Genomic DNA, 21,330 nt, shown 5'->3' on the forward strand with positions numbered 1-21,330 from the left:
AGCAAGAAGCGAACCAGATGTTTTTACTTCAGGGTCGGCATGGCAAACTCGGCGCCGGCGGCCGTGGAAGCGGGCCAGCGCTGCGTGACGGCCTTCTGTTTCGTATAGAAGCGCACGGATTCCGGGCCATGCGCGTGATGGTCGCCAAACAGGCTGCGCTTCCAGCCGCCGAAGCTGTGGAAAGCCATCGGCACGGGAATCGGCACGTTGACGCCCACCATGCCCACCTGCACCCGGTGCGTGTACTCGCGCGCCGTGTTGCCATCGCGCGTGTAGATGGCCGTGCCGTTGCCGTACTCATGCGCGTTGACGAGATCCAGCGCCGTGGCAAAATCGGGCACGCGCACGATGCACAGGACGGGCCCGAAAATTTCTTCCTTGTAGATCGTCATTTCCGGCGTCACATGGTCGAACAGGCTGCCGCCAAGGAAAAAGCCGTTTTCGTGGCCGGGCAGCACAAAACCGCGTCCGTCACTGACCAGTTTCGCGCCTTCTTTCACGCCTGTGGCGATGTAGCCGGCAATTTTATCCTTGTGCACTTGCGTGACGACAGGCCCCATCTCGGCCGACAAATCCATGCCCTGCGTGATTTTCAAGGCGGCGATGCGCGGCACCAGCGCCTCGACCAGCTGGTCCGCCACATTGCCGACCGCCACGACGACGGAAATGGCCATGCAGCGCTCGCCGGCCGAGCCAAACGCCGCGCCCATCAGGGCGTCCACCGTCTGCGGGATATCCGCATCCGGCATGACGACCATGTGATTTTTCGCGCCACCGAGCGCCTGCACGCGCTTGCCCTGCGCGCAGCCGGTGGCATAGATGTATTCGGCAATCGGCGTGGAACCGACAAAGCTGACGGCGCGCACATCCGGGTGGTGCAACAAGCCATCCACGGCTTCCTTGTCGCCCTGCACCACGTTGAAGACGCCGTCGGGCAAGCCCGCATCCGTCAACAGTTGTGCCAGCAGCAGGCTGGCCGACGGGTCGCGCTCCGATGGTTTCAAGACGAAAGTATTGCCGCAGGCAATCGCCATCGGGAACATCCACATTGGCACCATCACGGGAAAGTTGAAGGGCGTGATACCGACGCAGACACCGAGCGCCTGGCGGATCGACCAGGCATCGATGCCGCCGGCCACTTGTTCCGAATATTCCCCCTTCATCATTTGCGGGATGCCGCAGGCAAATTCCACTACTTCGATGCCGCGCGTCACTTCCCCTTTGGCATCCGTAAACACCTTGCCGTGCTCTGCCGTGATCAGCGCGGCCAATTGATCCGAGTGTTCTTCCAGCAATTCCTTAAACTTGAACATGACGCGGGCGCGGCGCAACGGCGACGTTTGCGACCAGGCGGGAAACGCTGCGTGGGCGGCGGCCACAGCCGCGTTCAGTTCGGAAGGCGTGGCCAGCGCCACCTTCGCCGTCACGGCGCCCGTGGCGGGATTGAAGACGTCGCTCGTGCGCTCGGAGCGCGAAGCCATGGGGTTGCCACCAATAAAGTGGCCGATCTGTTGCGTTGTCATTGCAGTTCCTTTATTTGGTATTCATCAGCCATTCATGGGCCGGGTCGTTCTTGAAATGCCAGACCCGCTTGGGGCCGGCCATCACGTTCAGGTAATAGCCATCGTAGCCATACGGCACGGTCACGGGGTGGTAGCCCCTGGGCACCATCACCACGTCGTGGTTTTCCACGGCCATGGCTTCATCGATGGAACGGTCGTCCGTGTAGACTCTTTGGTAGGCAAAGCCCTGCTCCGGATTGAGGCGGTGGTAATACGTTTCTTCCAGCGAACTTTCCAGCGGCACATTGTCGCTGTCGTGCTTGTGCGGCGGATAGCTCGATGAATGGCCGGACGGCGTAACCACCTCGACCACCAGCAAGCCGTCCGCCTCGGCCGTCTGCGGCAGGATGTCGCACACATAGCGCGTGTTGGCGCCCTTGCCGCGCACAGAGCGCGTCATGGTCGATGGCTCGATCAAGCGCGCCGGACGCTGGGTCATGGCCGGCGCGCTGCACAGCGCCACTTCCGCAGCGCTCACCGCCGTGATGCTGACCTTGGTTTCCAATGGGACATACACGGCGTAGGGTGAGATGTCTTCAAAAACACTGGCGCGATTGCCGATGGCTTCCCAGCTCTGTTCGCCAGCCTGCACGGTGACCGTGCCCGTCAACACGACGATGCACAGTTCGCGGCTGCCCGTCTCCAGGTTCAGCGACTCGCCGGCGGCCAGCCGATGCGCGGCGAAACCGACATGCGTCCAGCCGGCCGACTCGGGCGTCACCTCGACGATGGCCTGGCCTTGGCCCGCTTTCACCAGCAGCGGGCTCATGCCGCCTCCCGGCCCAGGCGCGGGATGGCATCGACGAGGCGTGCCAGGTAATCGTGGCCCATCTTCGCGTATTCGTAGCTGGGCGCGACGGCCGGGTCCTGCTCCGCCTCCACCACCAGCCAGCCCTCGTAGCCGTGCAGATACAGACGCGTGAGGATGGCCGGGAAGTCGATGCTGCCGTCGCCCGGCACGCTGAAGGCTCCGTTGATGACTGCTTGCAGGAAGCTCCAGTGGCCATTGCGGGCCAGTTTCACCACGTTGGGGCGCACATCCTTGCAATGCACGTGGCAAATCCGTTCGATGTGTTTGTTCAGCACCGCCAGCGCGTCGCCGCCGGCAAACGTGATGTGGCCCGTGTCGAACAGCAAGCCGACCTCGGCTCCCGTCAAGGCCATCAGCTGATCCACGTCAGCCGGGGTTTCCACATAGGCCCCCATATGATGGTGATAGGCAAGCCGCACGCCGTTGTCGAGCAAGTGCTTCGCAAACGCCGTCAATTTGTCGGCGTAGTCCTGCCACTGCTGCTGCGACTGGAAACGGGGGCGTTTATACAAAGGGCGCGCTTCGCCCTGGATGGCGTCAGCCACTTCGCCATAGACCATCACTGTGGCGCCGCTGTCGGCCAGCAAGCGCAAGTGCGATGCCACGGCGGCGATTTCCTCTTCCACCGAGCGATGGGCCAACCGACCCGAATACCAGCCGGAAACGCAGGCAAGATTGTATTTTCCCAGCACGGCGTTCAGGGCCGCGGCATCTTTCGGAAACTTGTTGCCCAGTTCAAAGCCCACGTAGCCGATCTCGGCGCCTTCCTTGAGGGCCGTTTCCAGCGGGGTTTCTCCCCCCAGCGACGGCAAATCGTCGTTCATCCACGAGATCGGGTTGATGCCGATCTTCACATTCCATGTCGGTGCGTTCATTTTTGTTGTCCTTGGCGGTCAAGTTCATAACGGGCGCGCGCAGCTTGCACGCCGGCTTGCGTGGAGACCTCGGGCACGGCAACTTCCCACCAGCAACCGCCCTCTTCGGTCGTGCGCGTGTCGTCCGTATCGATGCAGATCAGATAGGTACGCGTAGCGGCGCGGGCGCGCAGCATCGCCTGTTCCAGCTCGGCAATGTTGGCCACGTGTTCGGACAGCGCCCCCAGCGATTGGGCATGCAGGGCGAAGTCAATACGAGGTGCGCTATCGGGCAACATATTGTTGAACGAAGGATTGCCGCACGCCTGCTGCAGGCGGTTGATGCAGCCATAGCCCCGGTTGTCGAGCACGACGATGATGAGTTTTTTGTCCAGCATGACGGAGGTGGCGATTTCCGAATTCATCATCAGATAACTGCCATCGCCCACCATGACGATCACTTCGCGCTCGGGCTTGGCCATCTTGACGCCGAGGCCGCCGGCGATTTCATAGCCCATGCACGAGTAGCCGTATTCCATGTGGTAGCCGCCCGGCGTCGACGTTCTCCACAGTTTATGGAGTTCGGCCGGCAGAGTCCCTGCCGCGCAGACGACGATATCGTTGCTGGTCGAGTCCGCTGAAGAGCGCTGCACGGCGCCGATGACTTCACCGTCGTACGGCAAGCCAGCCACGTCACGCTTGCCGGTGATGCTTGCAACCGTCGCGCGCCAGGCATGGCCCGCCTGCTGCGCCCGGTCCAGCCATAGTCCCGCGCTGTTCCAGCTGCCCAGCAGCCGCGACAGGCCTTGCAAGCCCAGCGTCGCATCCGCCTGCACACCGAGGCCACGGCGTTTCAGGGCGTCAAAATGGTTGACGTTCAGGCTCACCAGTTGTGCTTGCGCAAACAGGGAATTCGAGCCCGTCGTGAAATCCTGCAAGCGCGTGCCGACGGCCAGCACCACGTCGGCCTCCGCCGCCAGCGCGTTCGCTGCAGGCGAGCCCGTCACGCCGATGGCGCCCAGCTGCAAGGGATGGTCCCATGGCAAAGAACTTTTACCGGCCTGGGTTTCCGCCACGGGAATGCCATGGCGCTCGGCAAAGGCCTGCAAGGCGGCGCTGGCCTGGCCATACAGCACGCCGCCACCGGCCAATATCAGCGGTTGCTTCGCGTTCCTCAACAACGCTGCCGCTTCTTCCAGTTCCTGCTCGACGGGCGGCACGGCGCGGAAACGCACGATGCGCGGCGAAAAGAATTCTTCCGGATAGTCATACGCCATCGTCTGCACGTCTTGCGGCAGAGATAAAGTGACGGGACCGCAGGCGGCCGGGTCCGTCAAGGCGGCAATCGCCCGTGGCAAGGCCGTCAGCAACTGCTCCGGATAGACGATGCGGTCGAAATAGCGCGATAAAGGTTTAAACGCGTCATTCACCGACACGCTGCCATCCGTGGCATCTTCCAGCTGCTGCAGCACCGGGTCCGGCGCGCGCGAGACGAACACGTCGCCCGGCAACAGCAATACTGGCAGGCGGTTCACGTGGGCCAGCGCGGCGGCCGTCAGCAAGTTGGTCGCGCCAGGACCGATGGAGCTGGTGACAGCCATCATGCGCCGGCGCATGTGGGCTTTCGCATAGGCAATGGCCGAGTGCGCCATCGCCTGTTCATTATGGGCGCGGTAAGTCGGGAAGCTGTCACGGTATTGATACAGCGCCTCGCCCAGCCCCGCCACGTTGCCGTGGCCAAAGATGGCGAAAGCGCCGCCGAACAGCGGCTGTCCATCGTCCGTGCGCAAGGCGGCCAGGTAGCGCACCAGGGCCTGCGCCATGGTCAGGCGGATGGTGGCGCTCATGCTGCACGCTCCAGGCGGTTGCGCGTACGCTGCCACAGGGCAATGAGCTGCTCGAAGTTGGCGCGTACTGCGGCGATCAGGCCCGCATCGTCGAGTTCGCCCGCCAGCCAACGGCGGCTCGGTTCCTGGAAGATGGTGCGGCCCACCATGAAGCCGCGGCACGTCGTGCTGGCACTGGCTTGCTCAAAACTGTCGGCCAGGGCGGCAATCGGCGCGTTCAAACCCAGCAGGACGACGCCACGGCAATACGGATCGCGCTCATGCACGAGGGCATCGATGGCTTGCCATTGTTGGGCAGACATGCTTTCCAGCTTCCACCATTCCGGGTAAATGCCCAGGTTGTACAGGCGCTTGACGGCACGCAAGACCGTGTCGTCGCCGTGCGGCAAGGCTTCCGACGGTATGACTTCCAGCAACAGTTCGTGACCGCTCACTTGCGCCGCATCGTACAGGGCCTTGATCTGCGCTTCCTGTTCCAGGCGGTTTTCCACGGCATCGTCCGGATGCAGTTGCACCAGGCACTTGATCACATGTTCCTTCGGCCAGCTGAGCAGGTGCGAGCCGATGGAACGGCCCCAGTCGAATTGCAGCGGGTTTGATCCCGGCAACTCCACGGGGCGGCCTATCCACCAACCCCGCCCCGTCGCATCGTTGAGCGCATCGACGCCATAGCGGCCATCGATCAGCACGCCCGTCTTGCCGGCCAGCTGCAAGGCCGTTTCCGTTTGCGCCACGGCTTGCACCATCAATTGTTTCAGGGCCGCAATGGCCGACTCGGGCGCACCCGTCTGTTGCGCCAGCTCAAAGAATTGCGTACGGTGATCAAAGGCAAATACGCACAACTCATCCCATTGCTTGCGCGCCACTGTCGTGCGGTGCAGGCGCGACAAAGTCGCGTCCTGGTCCGGCTGCGTCAGTTTCACCGCATTGGCGAGGAAATAGTCGAGTTCGACAGGCGACGGCATGGCCGGTGCACAGCCGTGGCGCGACACGACCAGGGCGCCGCAACCGTTCGCGTAGCGGCAGCACGCTTCGTAATCCTCGCCGCGCAGCCAGCCTTTCAGGAAGCCTGACAGAAAAGCGTCGCCTGCGCCCAGCACATTCAGCACTTCCACGCGCACGCCGCGGTAGTTATACGCGTCATCAAGACTGGCCGGCACCACATTGTCGATGACGGCGCTGCCCAGCGGGCCCCGCTTGACGACCAGGGTGGCCAGGGTGGCGGCCCGCACGGCGCGCAAGCTGGCCATGATGTCGGCGCCGCCGCCGGCGATCATGAATTCCTCTTCCGTGCCGACGATCAGGTCGAACTGCGGCAAGATGCTTTGCAGATGTTTGGTCACGCCGTCGTTCGAGACGAAACGCGTTTCGCCATCGGCCTTGCCCGACAAGCCCCACAGCACGGGCCGGTAATCGATGTCGAGCACGGTGCGCACATTGTTCGCGCGGGCCAGTTTCAAGGCTTGCGTGCTGACGGCATGCATGGCAGACGTGGAGAAATGCGTGCCGGTGATCAACAACGCCTTGCTGGAGGCAATGAAGTCCGCATCCACCGAAGAGGCTTCGATGGCCATGTCGGCGCAATTTTCACGGTAAAAAATCAGGGGAAAGGTGTTTTTATCCTTGATACCCAGCATGACTAAAGCCGTCAGGCGGTCGCGGTCGATGCCCACGTGGCTGACGTCGCAACCCTCCTTCGACAAGGTGTCAGTGAGGAAACGCCCCATGTGGTCGTCGCCCACTTTCGACAGCATGGCTGACTTGAGGCCCAGGCGGGCCGTGCCGAAGGCGATATTCGCCGACGAACCGCCCAGGTATTTGGCGAAACTGGTGACATCTTCCAGGGTGCTGCCGATCTGCTGCGCGTACAGGTCCACCGCCAGGCGGCCCAGGCAGATCACGTCCAGCGCCCGCCCCAGGGCAAATTGTGTGGAATTATTCATGGCTATCCTTAAATCGTGACACCGTCGAGTTCACTCATCAGCGTTTGCATTTCCGCACCGCCCGCCATCATGTCGAGTACTTCATCCTTGGAAACGGTTTCCTTGGTGTAAGTGCCCAGCGACTTGCCCCGGTTCAAGAGAGTGAACGAGTCGCCCACAGGGTAGGCATGGTGCACATTGTGGGTAATAAAGATCACGGACAAGCCCCGTTCGCGCGCCTTGTAGATCAGTTTCAGGACGTTGAACGACTGTTTCACGCCCAGCGCCGCCGTCGGCTCGTCGAGAATCAGCACGCGCGCGCCGAAGTGGATGGCGCGGGCAATGGCCAGGCATTGCCGCTCGCCGCCCGACATCGTGCCCACGGCCTGATGCGGATCGCGCACCATGATGCCCATCTCGGCCAGCTTGTCGCGCGCCGTGGTGGCCGCGTATTCCATATCCATCACGGGCAGCACGCCGAACATTTTCCGCATCGGTTCGCGGCCCATGAAGAAATTGCGCGCCACGGACAGCAATGGTACCAGCGCCAGGTCCTGGTAGACGGTGGCCACGCCCAGGTCGAGCGCCTCTTTCGGCGAATTAAAGCTGACGGGCTTGCCGTCAACCAGATACTCACCGCTGGAGGGCCGGTGCACGCCGGCCAGGGTCTTGATCAGGGTCGACTTGCCGGCGCCGTTGTCACCGAGCAGGCAATGCACTTCGCCCGGTTTCAAGCGCAGGGTGACGTTTTGCAGGGCGATGACGGAGCCGAAACGTTTGCTGATGTTTTCCAGCGCAAGGATGTATTCGCTCATGGCTTATCTCGCTTCCGTGACACGGGCACGGACAAAGTTGTTGAACAGTACCGCGATCAGCAGCATGACGCCGAGGAAGACGCGGAACCAGTCCGAATTGATATTGGTATAAGTAATGCCGATCTGCACCACGCCGAAGATCAGCGCGCCGAAGCAGGCGCCGACGACGGAACCGTAGCCGCCCGTCAGCAAGGCGCCGCCGATGACAGCCGCGATGATGGCTTCGAATTCCTTTTGCATGCCGCGGTCGGCGGCGGCCGAACCCACGTCAAATACTTGCAGCGTGGCAAACAGGCAGGCGCAGAAGGCGGTGAAGACGAACAGCGATACCTTGATGGTTTTCACCGGTACGCCCACGTTCTTGGCCGCGTTGGCGTCGCCGCCGACGGCGAATATCCAGTTGCCGATGCGGGTGCGGGCCAGGACGAAGCCGGACACGAGCGCCAGGCCGGCCCACCAGACGATGACCTTGGGGATGCCCTTGACCAGCGGCGCGCCATTGTCGAGCGCCGTGATCCAGCCCGCCTTGGCCATCCAGGCGAACAGCGAAGTGCCCACTTCGCCATGGAACAGGGTCGTGGCCAGCCAGTCGTCGGCGGCCAGCGCGCCGATGCCGCTGACGATGGTGCGGTTGGCAAACATGATGGACAGTGCCAGGGTCAGGCCGCGCAGGATGAACAGGAACGCCAGGGTGACGATAAACGAAGGCAAGCGCGTCTTGATGACCAGGTAGCCGTTGAGCCAGCCCAGCGCCATGGAACCGGCAAAGGCGAACAGGATGGCGGCCCACACTGGCCAGTGGAAGTAGACGGAAGGAATGGCGATCATCATGCCGGCAAAGCCGATCATGGAACCGATCGACAGGTCGAATTCGCCGGCAATCATCAGCACGCAGGCGCCGATGGCGATGATGCCCAGGTAGGCGGCCACTTGCGCCCAGTTGATCACGCCGTCGAGGTTGAACATGCCAGAGTCGCCGGCCGTCAGGACGAAGAAGGCGAACACCAGGATGGCGCCCGAGATCGAGGCGAACTCCGGGCGACTGAACAGCCGCTTCAGCCAGCTGATCTGCCCCACGCGCTCATCAAAGCCCTGCTTTTGCGGCGGCGTGCCCGAGGCGGCCATGCCACCCTGCTCCACGCTTAATTTCACGGTACTCATGCTATGTCTCCCTTGTTTTATAGCAACCTGCCAGCCTCGACAACAATTCCAGGGCGGCAGGACCCGCGCGCCGGCAAGCTTGGCCTGCGCGCGGGGACTACAACTAAGTATTGATTGAATTGAAAAGCGGTTGCTTAACGGAACTGGCCGGCGTATTTCTCCACCTTGCCGATATTGTCCTTGGTGACATACCCGGGACCGGAACCGATATGGCGCGGGCCATACGATGGTGCCAGGCCGTACTCGGCCAGGCGCGCCTTGAACTTGGCGTTATTGATCAGCTTTTCGCGGATCTTGGCCAGGTCCGTGGTCTTGTCCTGCTTCATGATGGCCAGCACGGCAACGGGGATATAGCCTTGCAGGTACGGTTGCTGGTCGATCGCGAACTGGATGCTGCCATCCTTGATGCCTTTCGAGATGTCATCGGACAGGTCGAACGTGGCAAACCACATCTTGCCCTTCAAACCCATTTTTTCCAGCGCCTTCAACGAAGCGTGGGCCGAAGTGGGTCCCAACGCCAGCACGGCCTGGGTTTTCGGGTTGTTGCGCAGGTAGGCGCTCAGCTTGCTCTCGATGGTGGTCGGATCTTCGCCCGCATCCAGGGTAGCAGCCTTGAAATCGACGCCGATGGCCTCGGCAAAGCCGCGGCAGCGCTCGAACGACGACGGGTTTGTCGCGTAATGGTTGACGCAGACGAAGGACTTGATGCCGGCCGCCTTGGCTTTTTCACCGGCGCCCTTGCCTGCCTCGAATTCGGGTTGGCCCACGTGCATCACGGCGCCCAGCTGCTCGCTTTGCGTCAGAGTACCGGAATTGATCGTGACAAACGGAATCTTCTTGGCAGCAACGAGGCCCAGCGGTTTTTGCAGCACGCTGAAGTCGGCGATGCTGACGATCACGCCGTCGTAGTTGCGAGCTGCCGATTGCTCGACCAGGCGCGCCATGTCGGCCAGGTCGCCATTCGGCGGATTGCGGTAGTCGACGGTGACATTGAAGTCTTCGCCAGCTTGCTTGACGGAATTTTTGATCGTATTCCACCAGGAATCGGAATCAGGCGCATGGCTGATCAACACGAATTTCTCGCCCGCCGCGTGGCTGGCGCTCATGGCCAGACCCAGTCCCAGGCCGAGGCCCAGCACGGCCAGGCGCTTCAGAAATCCCTTACGCTTATTGCTTTGCATGAATGTCTCCTTGAAGGATTAATTTTTATAGTTGCCAGCTTTTGTCGCGTGTCAGCGGGGAGCCGGAAAACTGGCAAGACCCGATGCACTGCGCACAGCTTAGGCCACAAAAAAGACAAATGCAATAAAATTTTCAAAATAGATTTAAATAGAAAATCATTTCTATTTTCTGGATTCACTCCTATAATTCTCGCCAGAACCAGCCGCACGGAATTGATACACAGTCGCGGCCCAGCAAGCACACAGAGGAAAAAACCATGGCAGCCACCGCCCCCATCGAACAGCTGATGCAGCACATTGCCGCCGAGTACGACAATCTGTCGCGCCAGTTGAAAGTCATCGCCCAATACATCGAGAAGCACCGGGCCAGCCTGATGCTCGAACGCATCAGCGACATCGCTGCCGCCTGCGACGTTCAGCCGTCGGCCATCGTGCGCTTCGCGCAGCGCTTCGGCTACACGGGTTTCAGTGAAATGCAGGATGTCTTCCGCCAGGCTTATACGGACCAGGCAGGCGCCACGCCCGACTATCAGCAACGCATCCGCAAGCTCATTTCCACGCGCGACGCCGCCCTCAGTGCGGGCGACCTGACGCGCGAATTCGTTGGCGCCAGCCGCGCCGGCCTCGACGACCTGGCCGCAGGACTCGACGACGCGCAACTGGAAGCGGCCGTCAACCTGCTGCTGAAAGCGGAAAACATCTATGTGATCGGCGTGCGCCGGTCCTTTCCGATCGCCTCCTACATCGCCTACGCGCTGGAACACACGGACAAGCGCGTGCACCTGATCAGCGGACTGGGCGGCATGCACCGCGAACAGATGCGCAGCGTGCGCGAACGCGATGTGGCGATCGCCATCAGTTTCTCGCCTTACGGCAAGGAAACCCAGCAGTGCATCAAGGCGGCGCAAGACAAGGGCGCCAAGGTCCTGGTGATTACTGACAGCAAGCTGGCCCCGCTCGCGCGGGCCGCCGACGCGCTGCTCACCGTCACCGAGGGCAGCGCCTTCGCCTTCCGCTCGCTGACCAGCACCATCTGCCTGTGCCAGGCGCTGTTCATCGCGCTGGCATACAAATTAGAGCTCGACATCGAAGAAATCCACACCCCAGGAGAACATGATGATTGAAGTAGCGTTGTTCGGCGCCGGACGCATCGGCAAAATCCACGCGGCCAACCTGGCCGCCCAACCCGGCGTGCAGTTCAAGTATGTGGTCGACGTCAACCAGGAAGCGGCCGCCGCGCTGGCTGGCTTGCATGGCGGCAGCAGCGCGACGGTCGAGGCGGCACTGGCCGACCCGGCCGTCAAGGCCGTCGTCATCGCTTCCAGCACGGACACGCATGCGGACCTGATCCTGCGCTCGGCCGCCGCCGGCAAGGCCATCTTTTGCGAAAAACCCGTCGACCTGACCATCGACCGTGCGCGCGCCTGCGCCGCCGCCGTCAAGGAAGCCAAGGTGCTGTGCATGCTGGGCTTCCAGCGCCGCTACGACCCCACTTTCAATGCCGTCAAGACACGCATCGAAGCGGGCGAAATCGGCACGCCCGAATTGCTGGTCGTCACCAGCCGCGATCCTGGCCCGCCACCCGTCAGCTACATCAAGGTATCGGGCGGCATCTTCAAGGATATGCTGATCCACGATTTCGACATCTTCCGCTGGATACTCGACGATGAAGCCGTCAGCGTGCACGCCACGGGCAGTTGCCTGGTGGACCCCGCCATCGGCGAGGCGGGCGATTTGGACACGGCCGTCGTCACCATCCGCACGGCCAAGGGACGCTTGTGCCAGATCAATGCCTCACGCCGCGCCGCCTACGGCTACGACCAGCGCTTCGAAGTGCTGGGCAGCGCAGGCATGCTGCAGGCGGGCAATCACAAGCCGACGGAAGTGACGGCGTATGGCGCCGTGAACGTCAGCGTGGACAAGCCGGAAGACTTTTTCCTGGAACGTTATCGCGTGGCCTACGCCCAGGAAATGGCGCACTTTTTTGACGCCCTCAGCCACGGCACGCCGCTGCGCACGACCGTGCACGATGGCTTGAAGGCGCTGGAACTGGCCGAAGCGGCCACCTTGTCGTGGCGCGAACAGCGCGTGGTCACTTTATAAACCAATAATAAAAATACCTGGAGACACCATGTCATCCCCAACATTAAAAGTCGGCATCGTCGGCCTGGGCCGGCTGGGCCAGCGCCATGCCATCAACCTGGCTCAGCGCGTGCCGAATGCCGAAGTCGTGGCCGCCTGCAGCCCCGTGCAAGCCGAACTGGACTGGGCCGCCAGCCAGCTCGGCATCACCACCGGCTATGCCGATTACGACGCCCTGCTGGCCCATCCTGGCCTGGACGCCGTCTTCCTCGTCACGCCCACCTCGCTGCATGCGGACCAGATCATCGCCGCCCTGCGCGCCGGCAAGCACGTGTTTTGCGAAAAACCGTTGTCGCTGGACCTGGCCGACTGCCTGAAAGTGGAAGCGGAAGCGGCGCGCCACCCGCAGCTGACCATCATGATCGGCTTCGTGCGCCGCTTCGACGCCAGCTACCATGATGCGCAGCAAAAGATTGCCCAAGGCTTGATCGGCAAGCCGTATCTGGTGCGTTCGCAAACCTGCGACCAGAACGACCCCAGCGGCGCCTTCATGCGCTTCGCCCCCACCAGCGGCGGCATCTTCCTCGATTGCAGCGTGCACGATATCGACCTGGCGCGCTGGCTGCTGGGCAATCCCGTGCCCAAACGCGTGTATGCGAGCGGCACCAACGCCATCCACACGGGCTTGCAGGCGTTCGGCGACGTGGACAATGGCCTGGCGACGGTCGAATTTTCCGATGGCAGCATGGCCAGCTTCATGGCCTCGCGCACCATGGCGCATGGCCACGAAACCCTGACGGAAGTGTTCGGCACGGGCGGCCGCCTGGCCGTGGGCAGCAATCCACGCCTGAACAGGGTGGAAATTTCGGATGCGCATGGCGTACGCAATGAATGCACGCCGGACTTCTATGCCCGCTTCGCCGACGCCTTTTTGATCGAGGCGCAGGAATTCACGGATGCGGCACTGGGCCGGCGCACCCTGTCCCTGACCTTGCACGACGCGACGGAAGCGACGCGCATCGGCCTGGCCATGACGCAGGCGATGCGCGAGGCACGGGCCTTGGAGTTTTAAGCCGCCAGGGGATTCAGGCAGCCGGCGCGGGAAATGGACGCTCGGGCTGCCTGGGTTCCACGGCCAGGCGCAAGCCCATGGCATCGAGGATGGCCGTCAAGGTGCTCAAGGAGGGATTGCCATCGGGCGACAAGGTGCGGTACAGCTGGGTAGGATTGAGCTTGGCCGCCTGCGCCACGGCGGGCACGCCGCCAAAGGCGCGCGTCAGCTGGCGCAGCACGGCCAGCAGTTCGCCGTGGTCGCCATCGACGAGGATATTGTTGATGAGTTCCAGGGCGAAGGCGGGATCGTCGCGGTACAGCTCAGCCATCGCCTCGTCATGCGAGCGGTCTCTTGCTGGTTTGCTCATGACCTCTTTCACGTCCTCTTTCATCTTCCCTCTCCTTCCAGTCATGCCAGCAGGCACAGGCGTATTCGATATCTTTCGACTGCGTGCGCTTGTCTCCGCCACACAATAATAAAATGATCTGCCCGTTAGCGATGGCGTAATACACGCGGTAGCCAGGCCCCACATCGATGCGCAACTCCCACACACCGTCGCGGCAAAACTTGTGGTCGCCAAAATTGCCGGGAATCATACGCAGTACCCGGCGCACGATGGCTACCCTGGCCGTATTGTCGCCCTGGAGCTTCAGCCATTCCGTATACAAATCCCTGCCCGATGATGTCAGGTAGTGCCGTATCTCGTACATCATATTCGTCCATAAACGAAGAAAGATCAAGGGTAAAATCACGTGTACATGTAAAAAAAGTAGGCCGCCCATCTTGCTACCAAACCCGCGCACACAGGCCGCGAATGCCGGGTTCACTGAGCTACATCAAGATGCGTTTTTCTAATTGTTATAGGGAAATGATGTCGCGTGTGTACATCGCATCTGCATGCAGATGCGCTATACAATAAGCACCAGTTCAACCGCCAGGAAGCATGCCGCCATGACGCAGCACGACAGCCACTCTCTCCTCCTCACCAACGTGGCCGAACGCTACGTCAAACTGGTCCTGGCCATGGGCCAGCACGATGTCTCGTATGTCGACGCGTATTACGGCCCGCCCGCATGGCAACAAGAAGCGGTAGAACAGCAACTGAGTTTGAGCGGCATCAAGGATGGTGCAAACGCGGCGCTGGCCCTGCTGACCGACGCCGACTGCCTGCGCGCCCTCAACCTGCGCAAGCAGTTGCAGGCGGTGCTGGCCAAGGCGGACATGCTGCAGGGATCGCGCCTGGATTTCGATACGGAAAGCGCGCGCCTGTACGACGCCGTCTCGCCCCATCACAACCGCGCGTACTATGCAGAACTGGTGGCGCAGATCGATGCCCTGCTGCCTGGCGACGGCACGGTCAGCGACCGGGTCAATGCCTTGCGCGCGCAACTTGTCATTCCCGCCGACAAGCTGCGCGCCGTCATGGATGCGGCCATCCGCGCGGGCCGCGAACGCACCTTGCAATACATCGCCCTGCCCGACGGCGAAGATTTCGTGCTGGAATTCGTGACCGACAAACCCTGGAGCGGCTACAACTGGTACAAGGGCAACTACCAAAGCGTGATCCAGATCAATATCGACTTGCCCGTGTACATCGATCGCGCGGTCGACCTCGGCTGCCACGAAGCGTATCCGGGCCACCACGTCTACAACGTGCTACTGGAACGCGACCTGGTGCGCGGCAAGGGCTGGATGGAATACTGCATCTATCCGCTATATTCACCGCAATCCTTGATCGCAGAAGGCACGGCCAATTACGGCATCGAGCTGAGTTTTACGGAGGAAGAACGGCTGGCTTTCGAGCAGCAGGTGCTGTACCCGCTGGCGGGCCTGGACCCAGCGCTGGCGCCCCGCTATGCGCAGCTCAATGCGCTGCTGGCAAAGCTGAGCTATGCCGACAACGACATCGCGCGCCAGTACCTCGAAGGCAGCCTGAGCCGCGAAGAAGCGCTGGAATGGCTGGTCAACGTACGCCTGTACCCGGCCGAGAAATCCGCGCAGCGCCTGCAGTTCTACGATGCCATGGGCGCCTATGTCATCAATTACAACCTGGGCCAGGACATGGCGAAAGCCTATGTCGAACGCCAGGGCAGTTCGCGCACCGCGCACTGGGCCGCCTTCCGCGATTTGATGTCTTCACCGCGCGTGCCCAGCGCGCTGCTGGAATGAGGCGCTGGCGATAAAGGAGAAAAGCATGCCCCACCACACCACGCACGCCGCCAGCGCCCTGCTGCTGGCCCTGTCCTTCAGCCATGCGGCGTGGGCCAAGGATGCCGCCGTCGCAGCGGCACCGGCGCTCAGCGCGCGCCAGCAGGCGCTGATGGCGACAGTCGTGGGCAACGCCGCCCATCCGCGCATCCTGCAGGTACGCCTCGATGAACTGCACCCGACCCAGCCGGCCATCGGCTACGACCAGGTGTATTACAAACTGGGACGCTATGCGGCGGAAGAACAGCACATCGCCGACATCGCCAAGCCCAAGAAATTTGCCGACCTGTGTGAAGCCAATGGCCAGGGCGATGTCTTGCCCGGCACGGCCAATGCGGCCGGCGCCACCCTGGCCGCGCCACCAGCCGGCTACCGCTGCAAGGCGGCCGTGGGCAGCCGTCCGGACGACATGAAAAGCGTCGTCATCGGCCCGCAGGGCAAGCTGTACCTGACCGATGGCCACCACACGTTTTCCACCTTCTGGGATGCCGATGGCGGGCGCAATCATCAATTGCAGGTCTGGGTCAAGGTCAGCGACAATTTCAGTGCGCTGGGAGACGCGGCCTTCTGGGTCCGCATGCGCGCGGAAAACAAGGTATGGCTGAGAGATGGCCGCAACCAGGCCATCACGCCGCAGCAACTGCCGTCCGCCATCGGCCTCGCATCGCTGGGCGACGATCCATACCGCTCGCTCGTCTACTTTACGCGCGAGATCGGCTACCAACCGCCGGAGCACGCCACGGAATTTCTCGAATTCTACTGGGCCGACTGGCTGCGCCGCAAACCGACGCTGGACCTGGCGCGTGTCGACCTGCTTGATCCCGTCGCATATGCCAGCGCCATCCTGCTGGCCGCGCAAGCGATGGTGACGCTGCAAGCATCCGACATCGTCAGCGGTGACAAGCGCGCGGCGGACCTGGGCGCGCTGCGCGACATCGGCCACGAAGCATTCGACGCACTGACCGAAGACAAGGGCAAGCTGGGCTACGCCATCGCCTATAAGAAATCGCTGGCCAAATAATCGCGGCGGCGTCAACAACAACGAACAACGGCCCGCCTGTCATTCGACAAGCGGGCCGTTTTTATGGGCAGCGTCGCTTACGCGATGCGTTCACCATTCTCCGGATCGAACAGGGCCGCTTTCGACAGGTTGAACGACAGCTGCATCGTCTGCCCCGGCAGCACGGCTTCGCGCGGATGCGTGCGGCAGGTGACGGCGGCGCCGTTCAAGCGCGTCGTCAGCAGGGTGTCCGGGCCGGTTGGCTCGACCAGGTCGATCAGGCAACCGAGTTCCTGGCCCACGTCGCCGTGCGCGCTGCTCATGTCCGTGATCTGCTCCGGGCGCACGCCCAAAATCACGTCGCGGCCCGCATAGCTGCGCAGCTTGTCGGTGGCGAACGGCAAGGCCAGGCGCATGCTCTTGCCCGCGTTCTCGATGGCGACAAACACCTCGTTGCCCTCGATGACAGGCTTGACGGTGATGAAGTTCATCGATGGCGAGCCGATGAAGCCGGCCACGAACAGGTTGGCCGGATTGTCGTAGATTTCCTGCGGCGTGCCCAGTTGCTGCACTACCCCATCCTTCATGACGGCGATCAAATCGCCCATGGTCATCGCCTCGATCTGGTCATGCGTGACGTAGACGATGGTGGCTTTCAGGCGCTGGTGCAGCAACTTGATCTCGGCGCGCATTTCCACGCGCAGCTTGGCGTCCAGGTTCGACAGCGGTTCGTCGAACAGGAACAGCGACGGCTTGCGCGAAATGGCACGGCCCATGGCCACGCGCTGACGCTGGCCACCGGACAGCTGCGCCGGACGGCGGTCCAGCAAGTGCGTGATCTGCAGGGTTTCGGCAACGCGGGCGACGATTTCTTCCTGCTCCGCCTTTGGCACTTTTTTCACGTTCAAACCGAACGCGATGTTTTCGCGCACCGTCATCGACGGGTACAGCGCATACGACTGGAACACCATGGCGATGTCGCGGTCCTTCGGCGGCAGGTCGTTGACGACCTTGCCATCGATGAGGATTTCGCCCGAGGTGACGCTTTCCAGGCCGGCCACCATGTTGAGCAAGGTCGATTTGCCGGAGCCAGAGCCGCCGACGAGGATCAGGAACTGGCCATCCTTGATCTCGATGTCGATGCCCTTGAGGACTTCGACGCCATTCGTGTACACCTTGCGGATGCTGCGTATCGATAAACTGGACATATTCTTTCCTTAACCTTTGACTGCGCCTGCGGTCAGACCGCGCACAAAATAACGGCCTGCGACCAGATAGACCAGCAGGGTCGGCAGCGCGGCAATCACCGCGGCCGCCATGTTGACGTTGTATTCCTTCACGCCCGTGGACGTGTTGACCAGGTTGTTCAAGCCCACCGTGATCGGCTGCGAATCGCCGCTGGCGAAGACGATACCGAACAGGAAGTCGTTCCATATCTGCGTGAATTGCCAGATGATGCAGACGACGAAAATCGGACCCGAAATCGGCAGCACGATCTTGCGGAAGATCAGGAAGAAGCCGGCGCCGTCGATGCGGGCCGCCTTGATCAATTCTTCCGGCACGCCGATATAGTAATTGCGGAAGAACAGGGTCGTGAACGCCGTGCCATACACCACGTGCACGAAGACGAGGCCCGTGGTGGTATTGGCCAGGCCGAATTCGCCCAGCAAGCGCGCCATCGGCAGGATCACCACCTGGAACGGAATGAAGCAGCCCACCAGCAAGGCGGCAAACAGGATTTCCGAACCGCGGAAGCGCCAATGCGCGAACACATAGCCGTTGAAGGCGCCCAGGAAGGTCGAGATCAGCACGGCGGGAATCACCATCTTGATCGAGTTCCAGAAGAACGGCTGCATGCCGTCGCAGGTGACGCCCGTGCAGGCCGAAGACCAGGCCTTGGACCAGGAATCGAATTGCCACACGTGCGGCAAGGCCAGCAGGTTGCCGCTGCGGATCTCGTCGAGCGACTTGAACGACGTCGACAGGGTCACGTACAGAGGCACGATGTAGTACACCGCAAACAGAATCAGCAGCAGGTATACAACCACCCGTCCGAGGGTGAGGCGATTATTGCGTGTAGGTGTCATCTCATCGCCTTTGCGCTGCGCGTTTCCAGGTACATCAGCGGCACGAGCACGGCCACGATGGTGGCCAGCATCATCATTGCCGATGCCGAGCCCAGGCCCAGCTGGCCGCGGGTGAAGGAAAACTGGTACATGAAGATGGCCGGCACGGACGACGAATTGCCAGGGCCGCCAGCCGTCAATGCGATGACCAGGTCGAAGCTCTTGATGGCGATATGCGCGAGGATCAGCAGCACGCTGAAGAACACTGGACGCATGGCGGGAATCACGATGCGCCAGTAGATCGTCGGCAGCGACGCGCCATCAACTTGCGCCGCCTTGATGATTTCATCATCGATGCCGCGCAGGCCGGCCAGGAACAGGGCCATGACAAAGCCGGACGACTGCCACACGCCGGCGATCACCACCGTGTAGATGGCCATGTCTGAGTTCACCAGCCAGTCGAAGGTAAACGAGGTCCAGCCCCAGTCGTGCATGACCTTTTCCAGGCCCAGGCTGGGATTGAGCATCCATTTCCAGGCCGTGCCGGTGACGATGAAGGACAGCGCCATCGGATACAGGTAGATGGCGCGCAGCGCGCCTTCGGCGCGGATTTTCTGGTCCAGCAGGATGGCCAGGAACAGGCCGATGGCGATGCTGCAACCGATGAACAGGACACCAAAGATGCCGAGGTTCTTGAGCGAGGTCCACCAGCGCTCGTTGTCGAACAGCTCGTAATATTGCACCAGGCCGGCGAACTCGTAGTTCGGCATCAGCCGCGATTCGGTCAGCGACAGCCAACCGGTCAAAAAGATAAAACCATAGACGAATACCAAGCTGGCGATGAGCGTGGGGCCCAACACCATCTGCGGTATCCATCGGTCGAATTGCTTGCGTATGGACATAGGACAGCCGTAGAAGTAGAACTGCGTGTGGCGCCGGCCTGGTCGAACGCCAGGGCGGACGCCTGCGATGCATGCGATGCAGCGGGCGCCGGCGGGAGTGCCGGCGCCGTCGTGATTACTTCACTTTTGCCGCTTTGGCCAAGGCTGCAACCGCGTCTTTCGAGCTCATGTTGGTGTTCATGAACTTGGCGATGACGTCGGTCACGGCGCCTTGCGTGGCCGATGGCAGCGCCATGCCGTGGGCGAACGATGGCACCAGGCCGCCGGTCTTGTTGGTGGCGTCCATGTCTTCCATCGATTTCAGGGCGCAAGCGTCAAACTTGTCCTTGGAAACGCCGGAACGCACGGGGATGGAACCCTTGTTCAGGTTGAAGATCGACTGGAACTTCGGATTCATGATGGCGTTGGCCAGGGCGATCTGCCCTTTCTTCGCATTCGCATCCTTTTGCGTGAACATGGCAAACGAATCGATGTTGAAGGTATAGGCCTTGTCCGTCCCAGGCGCTGCCACGCACAGGTAGTCCTTGCCCGGCACCTTGCCGGCAGCCGTGAACTCGCCCTTCGCCCAGTCACCCATGAACTGGAAGCCGGCCTTGTTGTTGATGACCATGGCGGTCGCCAGGTTCCAGTCGCGGCCTGCCGCATCCTTGTCGATGTAGGTCTTCACCTTGCCCAGGGTGTCGAACACCTTGAGCATGGTCGGGCCGGTCAATTCCTTCTGGTCCAGCTTGAGGATGGCTTTCTTGTAGAACTCCGTGCCGCCCACGCCCAGCGCGACGGATTCAAACACGGTGGCGTCCTGCCAAGGCTGGCCGCCGTGGGCGATCGCGATGCCGCCCGATTTCTTGATTTTCTCGGCCGCGTCAAAGAACGCATCCCAGGTGGTCGGGGTGGTGGCCACGCCGACTTTTTTCAGCACTTCAGGATTGACCCACATCCAGTTGACGCGGTGGACGTTGACGGGAGCGGCAACGTAATGGCCCTTGTATTTCATGATGTCGGCGACGACTTTCGGCAGCACGGCATCCCATTTGCCTGGAATGGCGGCATCATCGATATTGGCCAGCACGCCTTCTGCACCCCATTCCTGAATCGATGGACCCTTGAGCTGGGCGGCCGTTGGCGGGTTGCCGGAAATGACGCGGGTTTTCAGCGCGGTCGCGGCGTTTTCGCCAGCGCCGCCAGCCACGGCGAAGTCTTTCCAGCCGAAGCCGCTTTCCTTCACGATTTGCTGCAACTGGCCCACGGACTTCGCTTCGCCGCCGGAGGTCCAGTAGTGCAACACTTCCACGTCGGTCGCAAAGGCGCTGCCGGCAAATGCCAGGGTGGTCAACGCGGCCAGTTGGGTAATCTTGAATTTCAGTTTCATCTCCACATTCCTTTTTTGATCAAGCTTTTAGGGGGCTTCGGCATACGGGGGCCGAAAAAGGTGAAATCTGCGCCTGTACCGGCGCTCTTGTGCTCAGACCCGCTTGCAAACGGGCATCATCTTCAGTGAAAAGACGGCGCCGTGATCCATGACATGACTACATTGCCTTTATATCACGGGACGGCGCCAAAAACGCATCCGCGAAGGATGCGCCAGGTTGATCTAGACTTACAACGCCTGCAAACTTAGAACCAAGTTTCCACCTGGAAACCATACGAGGTGCCGCTGGTATTGTTGTTGTAGATCGGGCCGCCGTTGTTCGACGCATTGACCGAAGCGGTAGCCGCATCGTTCCATTTGCCGTAGGTGACGAAAGCGCGCAGTTCAGGACGCGACCACAGGCCAGGGCCGGCCGAGATCGTCGGGGCGATGGTCAGCTTGGTCAAGCGCTTGGCCGGCAGGCCGCCCGCTTGCGTCACGCGGTCCGTGCCCAGTT

At 61.7% G+C, this 21,330-nt stretch carries 20 protein-coding genes; 5 read left to right on the forward strand and 15 right to left on the reverse strand.

Going from position 1 to position 21,330, the window contains the following annotated elements; translation table 11 throughout:
* Positions 1-23 precede the first annotated feature (23 nt).
* The 8 genes from CSQ93_RS24110 to CSQ93_RS24145 all read right to left on the reverse strand — a co-directional run bounded on the left by CSQ93_RS24110 (position 24) and on the right by CSQ93_RS24145 (position 10,153).
* The gene (locus CSQ93_RS24110) at positions 24-1,523 is read right to left on the reverse strand and encodes a CoA-acylating methylmalonate-semialdehyde dehydrogenase (protein ID WP_099380219.1); all 1,500 of its coding nucleotides are present in this window, start codon (positions 1,521-1,523) and stop codon (positions 24-26) included.
* A gap of 10 nt (positions 1,524-1,533) precedes the next feature.
* Positions 1,534-2,331, reverse strand: coding sequence for a 5-deoxy-glucuronate isomerase (gene iolB, locus CSQ93_RS24115; RefSeq protein ID WP_099380220.1), 798 nt, complete (start codon positions 2,329-2,331; stop codon positions 1,534-1,536).
* On the reverse strand, positions 2,328-3,248 hold the full coding sequence (gene iolE / locus CSQ93_RS24120) for a myo-inosose-2 dehydratase (protein ID WP_099380221.1): 921 nt from the start codon (positions 3,246-3,248) through the stop codon (positions 2,328-2,330). The genes iolB and iolE overlap by 4 nt, the downstream gene beginning before the upstream one ends.
* Positions 3,245-5,074, reverse strand: coding sequence for a 3D-(3,5/4)-trihydroxycyclohexane-1,2-dione acylhydrolase (decyclizing) (iolD, locus tag CSQ93_RS24125; protein WP_099380222.1), 1,830 nt, complete (start codon positions 5,072-5,074; stop codon positions 3,245-3,247). Before iolD ends, iolE begins: the two co-directional genes overlap by 4 nt.
* Positions 5,071-7,017 carry a bifunctional 5-dehydro-2-deoxygluconokinase/5-dehydro-2-deoxyphosphogluconate aldolase gene (locus tag CSQ93_RS24130; RefSeq protein WP_099380223.1) on the reverse strand — a complete coding sequence of 649 codons (1,947 nt, stop codon included), beginning with the start codon at positions 7,015-7,017 and terminating at the stop codon, positions 5,071-5,073. The genes iolD and CSQ93_RS24130 overlap by 4 nt, the downstream gene beginning before the upstream one ends.
* 8 nt (positions 7,018-7,025) lie before the next feature.
* Complete coding sequence (locus CSQ93_RS24135) at positions 7,026-7,811, reverse strand: ATP-binding cassette domain-containing protein (RefSeq protein ID WP_099380224.1); 786 nt, start codon at positions 7,809-7,811, stop codon at positions 7,026-7,028.
* Between the two features lie 3 nt (positions 7,812-7,814).
* Positions 7,815-8,936, reverse strand: a complete 1,122-nt coding sequence (locus CSQ93_RS24140) for an ABC transporter permease (RefSeq protein WP_099380236.1) — start codon at positions 8,934-8,936, stop codon at positions 7,815-7,817.
* Positions 8,937-9,106: 170 nt separating this feature from the next.
* A complete protein-coding gene (locus CSQ93_RS24145; RefSeq protein WP_099380225.1) occupies positions 9,107-10,153 on the reverse strand; it encodes a sugar ABC transporter substrate-binding protein in 1,047 nt (348 codons plus the stop codon).
* Positions 10,154-10,410: 257 nt separating this feature from the next.
* Between CSQ93_RS24145 and CSQ93_RS24150 the strand changes: the two genes are divergently transcribed.
* The 3 genes from CSQ93_RS24150 to CSQ93_RS24160 are packed head-to-tail and all read left to right on the forward strand — an operon-like array spanning position 10,411 to position 13,307.
* The gene (locus CSQ93_RS24150; RefSeq protein WP_034757651.1) at positions 10,411-11,277 is read left to right on the forward strand and encodes a MurR/RpiR family transcriptional regulator; all 867 of its coding nucleotides are present in this window, start codon (positions 10,411-10,413) and stop codon (positions 11,275-11,277) included.
* Positions 11,270-12,256, forward strand: a complete 987-nt coding sequence (gene iolG, locus CSQ93_RS24155) for an inositol 2-dehydrogenase (RefSeq protein WP_099380226.1) — start codon at positions 11,270-11,272, stop codon at positions 12,254-12,256. Before CSQ93_RS24150 ends, iolG begins: the two co-directional genes overlap by 8 nt.
* A 28-nt stretch (positions 12,257-12,284) precedes the next feature.
* A complete protein-coding gene (locus CSQ93_RS24160) occupies positions 12,285-13,307 on the forward strand; it encodes a Gfo/Idh/MocA family oxidoreductase (RefSeq protein ID WP_099380227.1) in 1,023 nt (340 codons plus the stop codon).
* A gap of 13 nt (positions 13,308-13,320) precedes the next feature.
* On the opposite strand, the gene CSQ93_RS24165 is transcribed toward CSQ93_RS24160, so the two are convergent.
* Both CSQ93_RS24165 and CSQ93_RS24170 read right to left on the reverse strand, forming a co-directional pair.
* Positions 13,321-13,656 (reverse strand): helix-turn-helix domain-containing transcriptional regulator, encoded by a 336-nt coding sequence (locus tag CSQ93_RS24165; RefSeq protein ID WP_099380228.1) that lies wholly within the window; start codon positions 13,654-13,656, stop codon positions 13,321-13,323.
* On the reverse strand, positions 13,625-14,002 hold the full coding sequence (locus CSQ93_RS24170; protein ID WP_442778348.1) for a type II toxin-antitoxin system RelE/ParE family toxin: 378 nt from the start codon (positions 14,000-14,002) through the stop codon (positions 13,625-13,627). Before CSQ93_RS24170 ends, CSQ93_RS24165 begins: the two co-directional genes overlap by 32 nt.
* Positions 14,003-14,240: 238 nt before the next feature.
* Here CSQ93_RS24170 and CSQ93_RS24175 point away from each other — a divergent pair, with 238 nt between their 5' ends.
* Both CSQ93_RS24175 and CSQ93_RS24180 read left to right on the forward strand, forming a co-directional pair.
* On the forward strand, positions 14,241-15,458 hold the full coding sequence (locus CSQ93_RS24175) for a hypothetical protein (RefSeq protein WP_199534494.1): 1,218 nt from the start codon (positions 14,241-14,243) through the stop codon (positions 15,456-15,458).
* 25 nt (positions 15,459-15,483) lie between these two features.
* On the forward strand, positions 15,484-16,518 hold the full coding sequence (locus tag CSQ93_RS24180) for a ParB/Srx family N-terminal domain-containing protein (protein ID WP_099380229.1): 1,035 nt from the start codon (positions 15,484-15,486) through the stop codon (positions 16,516-16,518).
* 77 nt (positions 16,519-16,595) lie between these two features.
* On the opposite strand, the gene CSQ93_RS24185 is transcribed toward CSQ93_RS24180, so the two are convergent.
* The 5 genes from CSQ93_RS24185 to CSQ93_RS24205 form a co-directional block, all read right to left on the reverse strand.
* Positions 16,596-17,705, reverse strand: coding sequence for an ABC transporter ATP-binding protein (locus CSQ93_RS24185; protein WP_099380230.1), 1,110 nt, complete (start codon positions 17,703-17,705; stop codon positions 16,596-16,598).
* Positions 17,706-17,714: 9 nt separating this feature from the next.
* The gene (locus CSQ93_RS24190) at positions 17,715-18,584 is read right to left on the reverse strand and encodes a carbohydrate ABC transporter permease (RefSeq protein WP_034777933.1); all 870 of its coding nucleotides are present in this window, start codon (positions 18,582-18,584) and stop codon (positions 17,715-17,717) included.
* A complete protein-coding gene (locus tag CSQ93_RS24195; protein ID WP_034777935.1) occupies positions 18,581-19,465 on the reverse strand; it encodes a carbohydrate ABC transporter permease in 885 nt (294 codons plus the stop codon). The genes CSQ93_RS24190 and CSQ93_RS24195 overlap by 4 nt, the downstream gene beginning before the upstream one ends.
* A 115-nt stretch (positions 19,466-19,580) precedes the next feature.
* On the reverse strand, positions 19,581-20,834 hold the full coding sequence (locus tag CSQ93_RS24200) for an ABC transporter substrate-binding protein (protein WP_099380231.1): 1,254 nt from the start codon (positions 20,832-20,834) through the stop codon (positions 19,581-19,583).
* Positions 20,835-21,079: 245 nt separating this feature from the next.
* The coding region (locus tag CSQ93_RS24205; RefSeq protein ID WP_199534495.1) for a carbohydrate porin at positions 21,080-21,330 on the reverse strand (251 nt) is incomplete at its 5' end.

This window comes from Janthinobacterium sp. BJB426, assembly GCF_002735705.1.
Classification (GTDB): Bacteria; Pseudomonadota; Gammaproteobacteria; order Burkholderiales; family Burkholderiaceae_D; genus Janthinobacterium.

What these genes read in the sequence shown, in the direction of transcription:
- CSQ93_RS24110 (WP_099380219.1), bottom strand. Translation starts at nt 1,523, where the DNA reads ATGACAACGCAACAGATCGGCCACTTTATTGGTGGCAACCCCATGGCT.
- iolB (WP_099380220.1), bottom strand. Translation starts at nt 2,331, where the DNA reads ATGAGCCCGCTGCTGGTGAAAGCGGGCCAAGGCCAGGCCATCGTCGAG.
- iolE (WP_099380221.1), bottom strand. Translation starts at nt 3,248, where the DNA reads ATGAACGCACCGACATGGAATGTGAAGATCGGCATCAACCCGATCTCG.
- iolD (WP_099380222.1), bottom strand. Translation starts at nt 5,074, where the DNA reads ATGAGCGCCACCATCCGCCTGACCATGGCGCAGGCCCTGGTGCGCTAC.
- CSQ93_RS24130 (WP_099380223.1), bottom strand. Translation starts at nt 7,017, where the DNA reads ATGAATAATTCCACACAATTTGCCCTGGGGCGGGCGCTGGACGTGATC.
- CSQ93_RS24135 (WP_099380224.1), bottom strand. Translation starts at nt 7,811, where the DNA reads ATGAGCGAATACATCCTTGCGCTGGAAAACATCAGCAAACGTTTCGGC.
- CSQ93_RS24140 (WP_099380236.1), bottom strand. Translation starts at nt 8,936, where the DNA reads ATGGCCGCCTCGGGCACGCCGCCGCAAAAGCAGGGCTTTGATGAGCGC.
- CSQ93_RS24145 (WP_099380225.1), bottom strand. Translation starts at nt 10,153, where the DNA reads ATGCAAAGCAATAAGCGTAAGGGATTTCTGAAGCGCCTGGCCGTGCTG.
- CSQ93_RS24150 (WP_034757651.1), top strand. Translation starts at nt 10,411, where the DNA reads ATGGCAGCCACCGCCCCCATCGAACAGCTGATGCAGCACATTGCCGCC.
- iolG (WP_099380226.1), top strand. Translation starts at nt 11,270, where the DNA reads ATGATTGAAGTAGCGTTGTTCGGCGCCGGACGCATCGGCAAAATCCAC.
- CSQ93_RS24160 (WP_099380227.1), top strand. Translation starts at nt 12,285, where the DNA reads ATGTCATCCCCAACATTAAAAGTCGGCATCGTCGGCCTGGGCCGGCTG.
- CSQ93_RS24165 (WP_099380228.1), bottom strand. Translation starts at nt 13,656, where the DNA reads ATGAGCAAACCAGCAAGAGACCGCTCGCATGACGAGGCGATGGCTGAG.
- CSQ93_RS24170 (WP_442778348.1), bottom strand. Translation starts at nt 14,002, where the DNA reads ATGATGTACGAGATACGGCACTACCTGACATCATCGGGCAGGGATTTG.
- CSQ93_RS24175 (WP_199534494.1), top strand. Translation starts at nt 14,241, where the DNA reads ATGACGCAGCACGACAGCCACTCTCTCCTCCTCACCAACGTGGCCGAA.
- CSQ93_RS24180 (WP_099380229.1), top strand. Translation starts at nt 15,484, where the DNA reads ATGCCCCACCACACCACGCACGCCGCCAGCGCCCTGCTGCTGGCCCTG.
- CSQ93_RS24185 (WP_099380230.1), bottom strand. Translation starts at nt 17,705, where the DNA reads ATGTCCAGTTTATCGATACGCAGCATCCGCAAGGTGTACACGAATGGC.
- CSQ93_RS24190 (WP_034777933.1), bottom strand. Translation starts at nt 18,584, where the DNA reads ATGACACCTACACGCAATAATCGCCTCACCCTCGGACGGGTGGTTGTA.
- CSQ93_RS24195 (WP_034777935.1), bottom strand. Translation starts at nt 19,465, where the DNA reads ATGTCCATACGCAAGCAATTCGACCGATGGATACCGCAGATGGTGTTG.
- CSQ93_RS24200 (WP_099380231.1), bottom strand. Translation starts at nt 20,834, where the DNA reads ATGAAACTGAAATTCAAGATTACCCAACTGGCCGCGTTGACCACCCTG.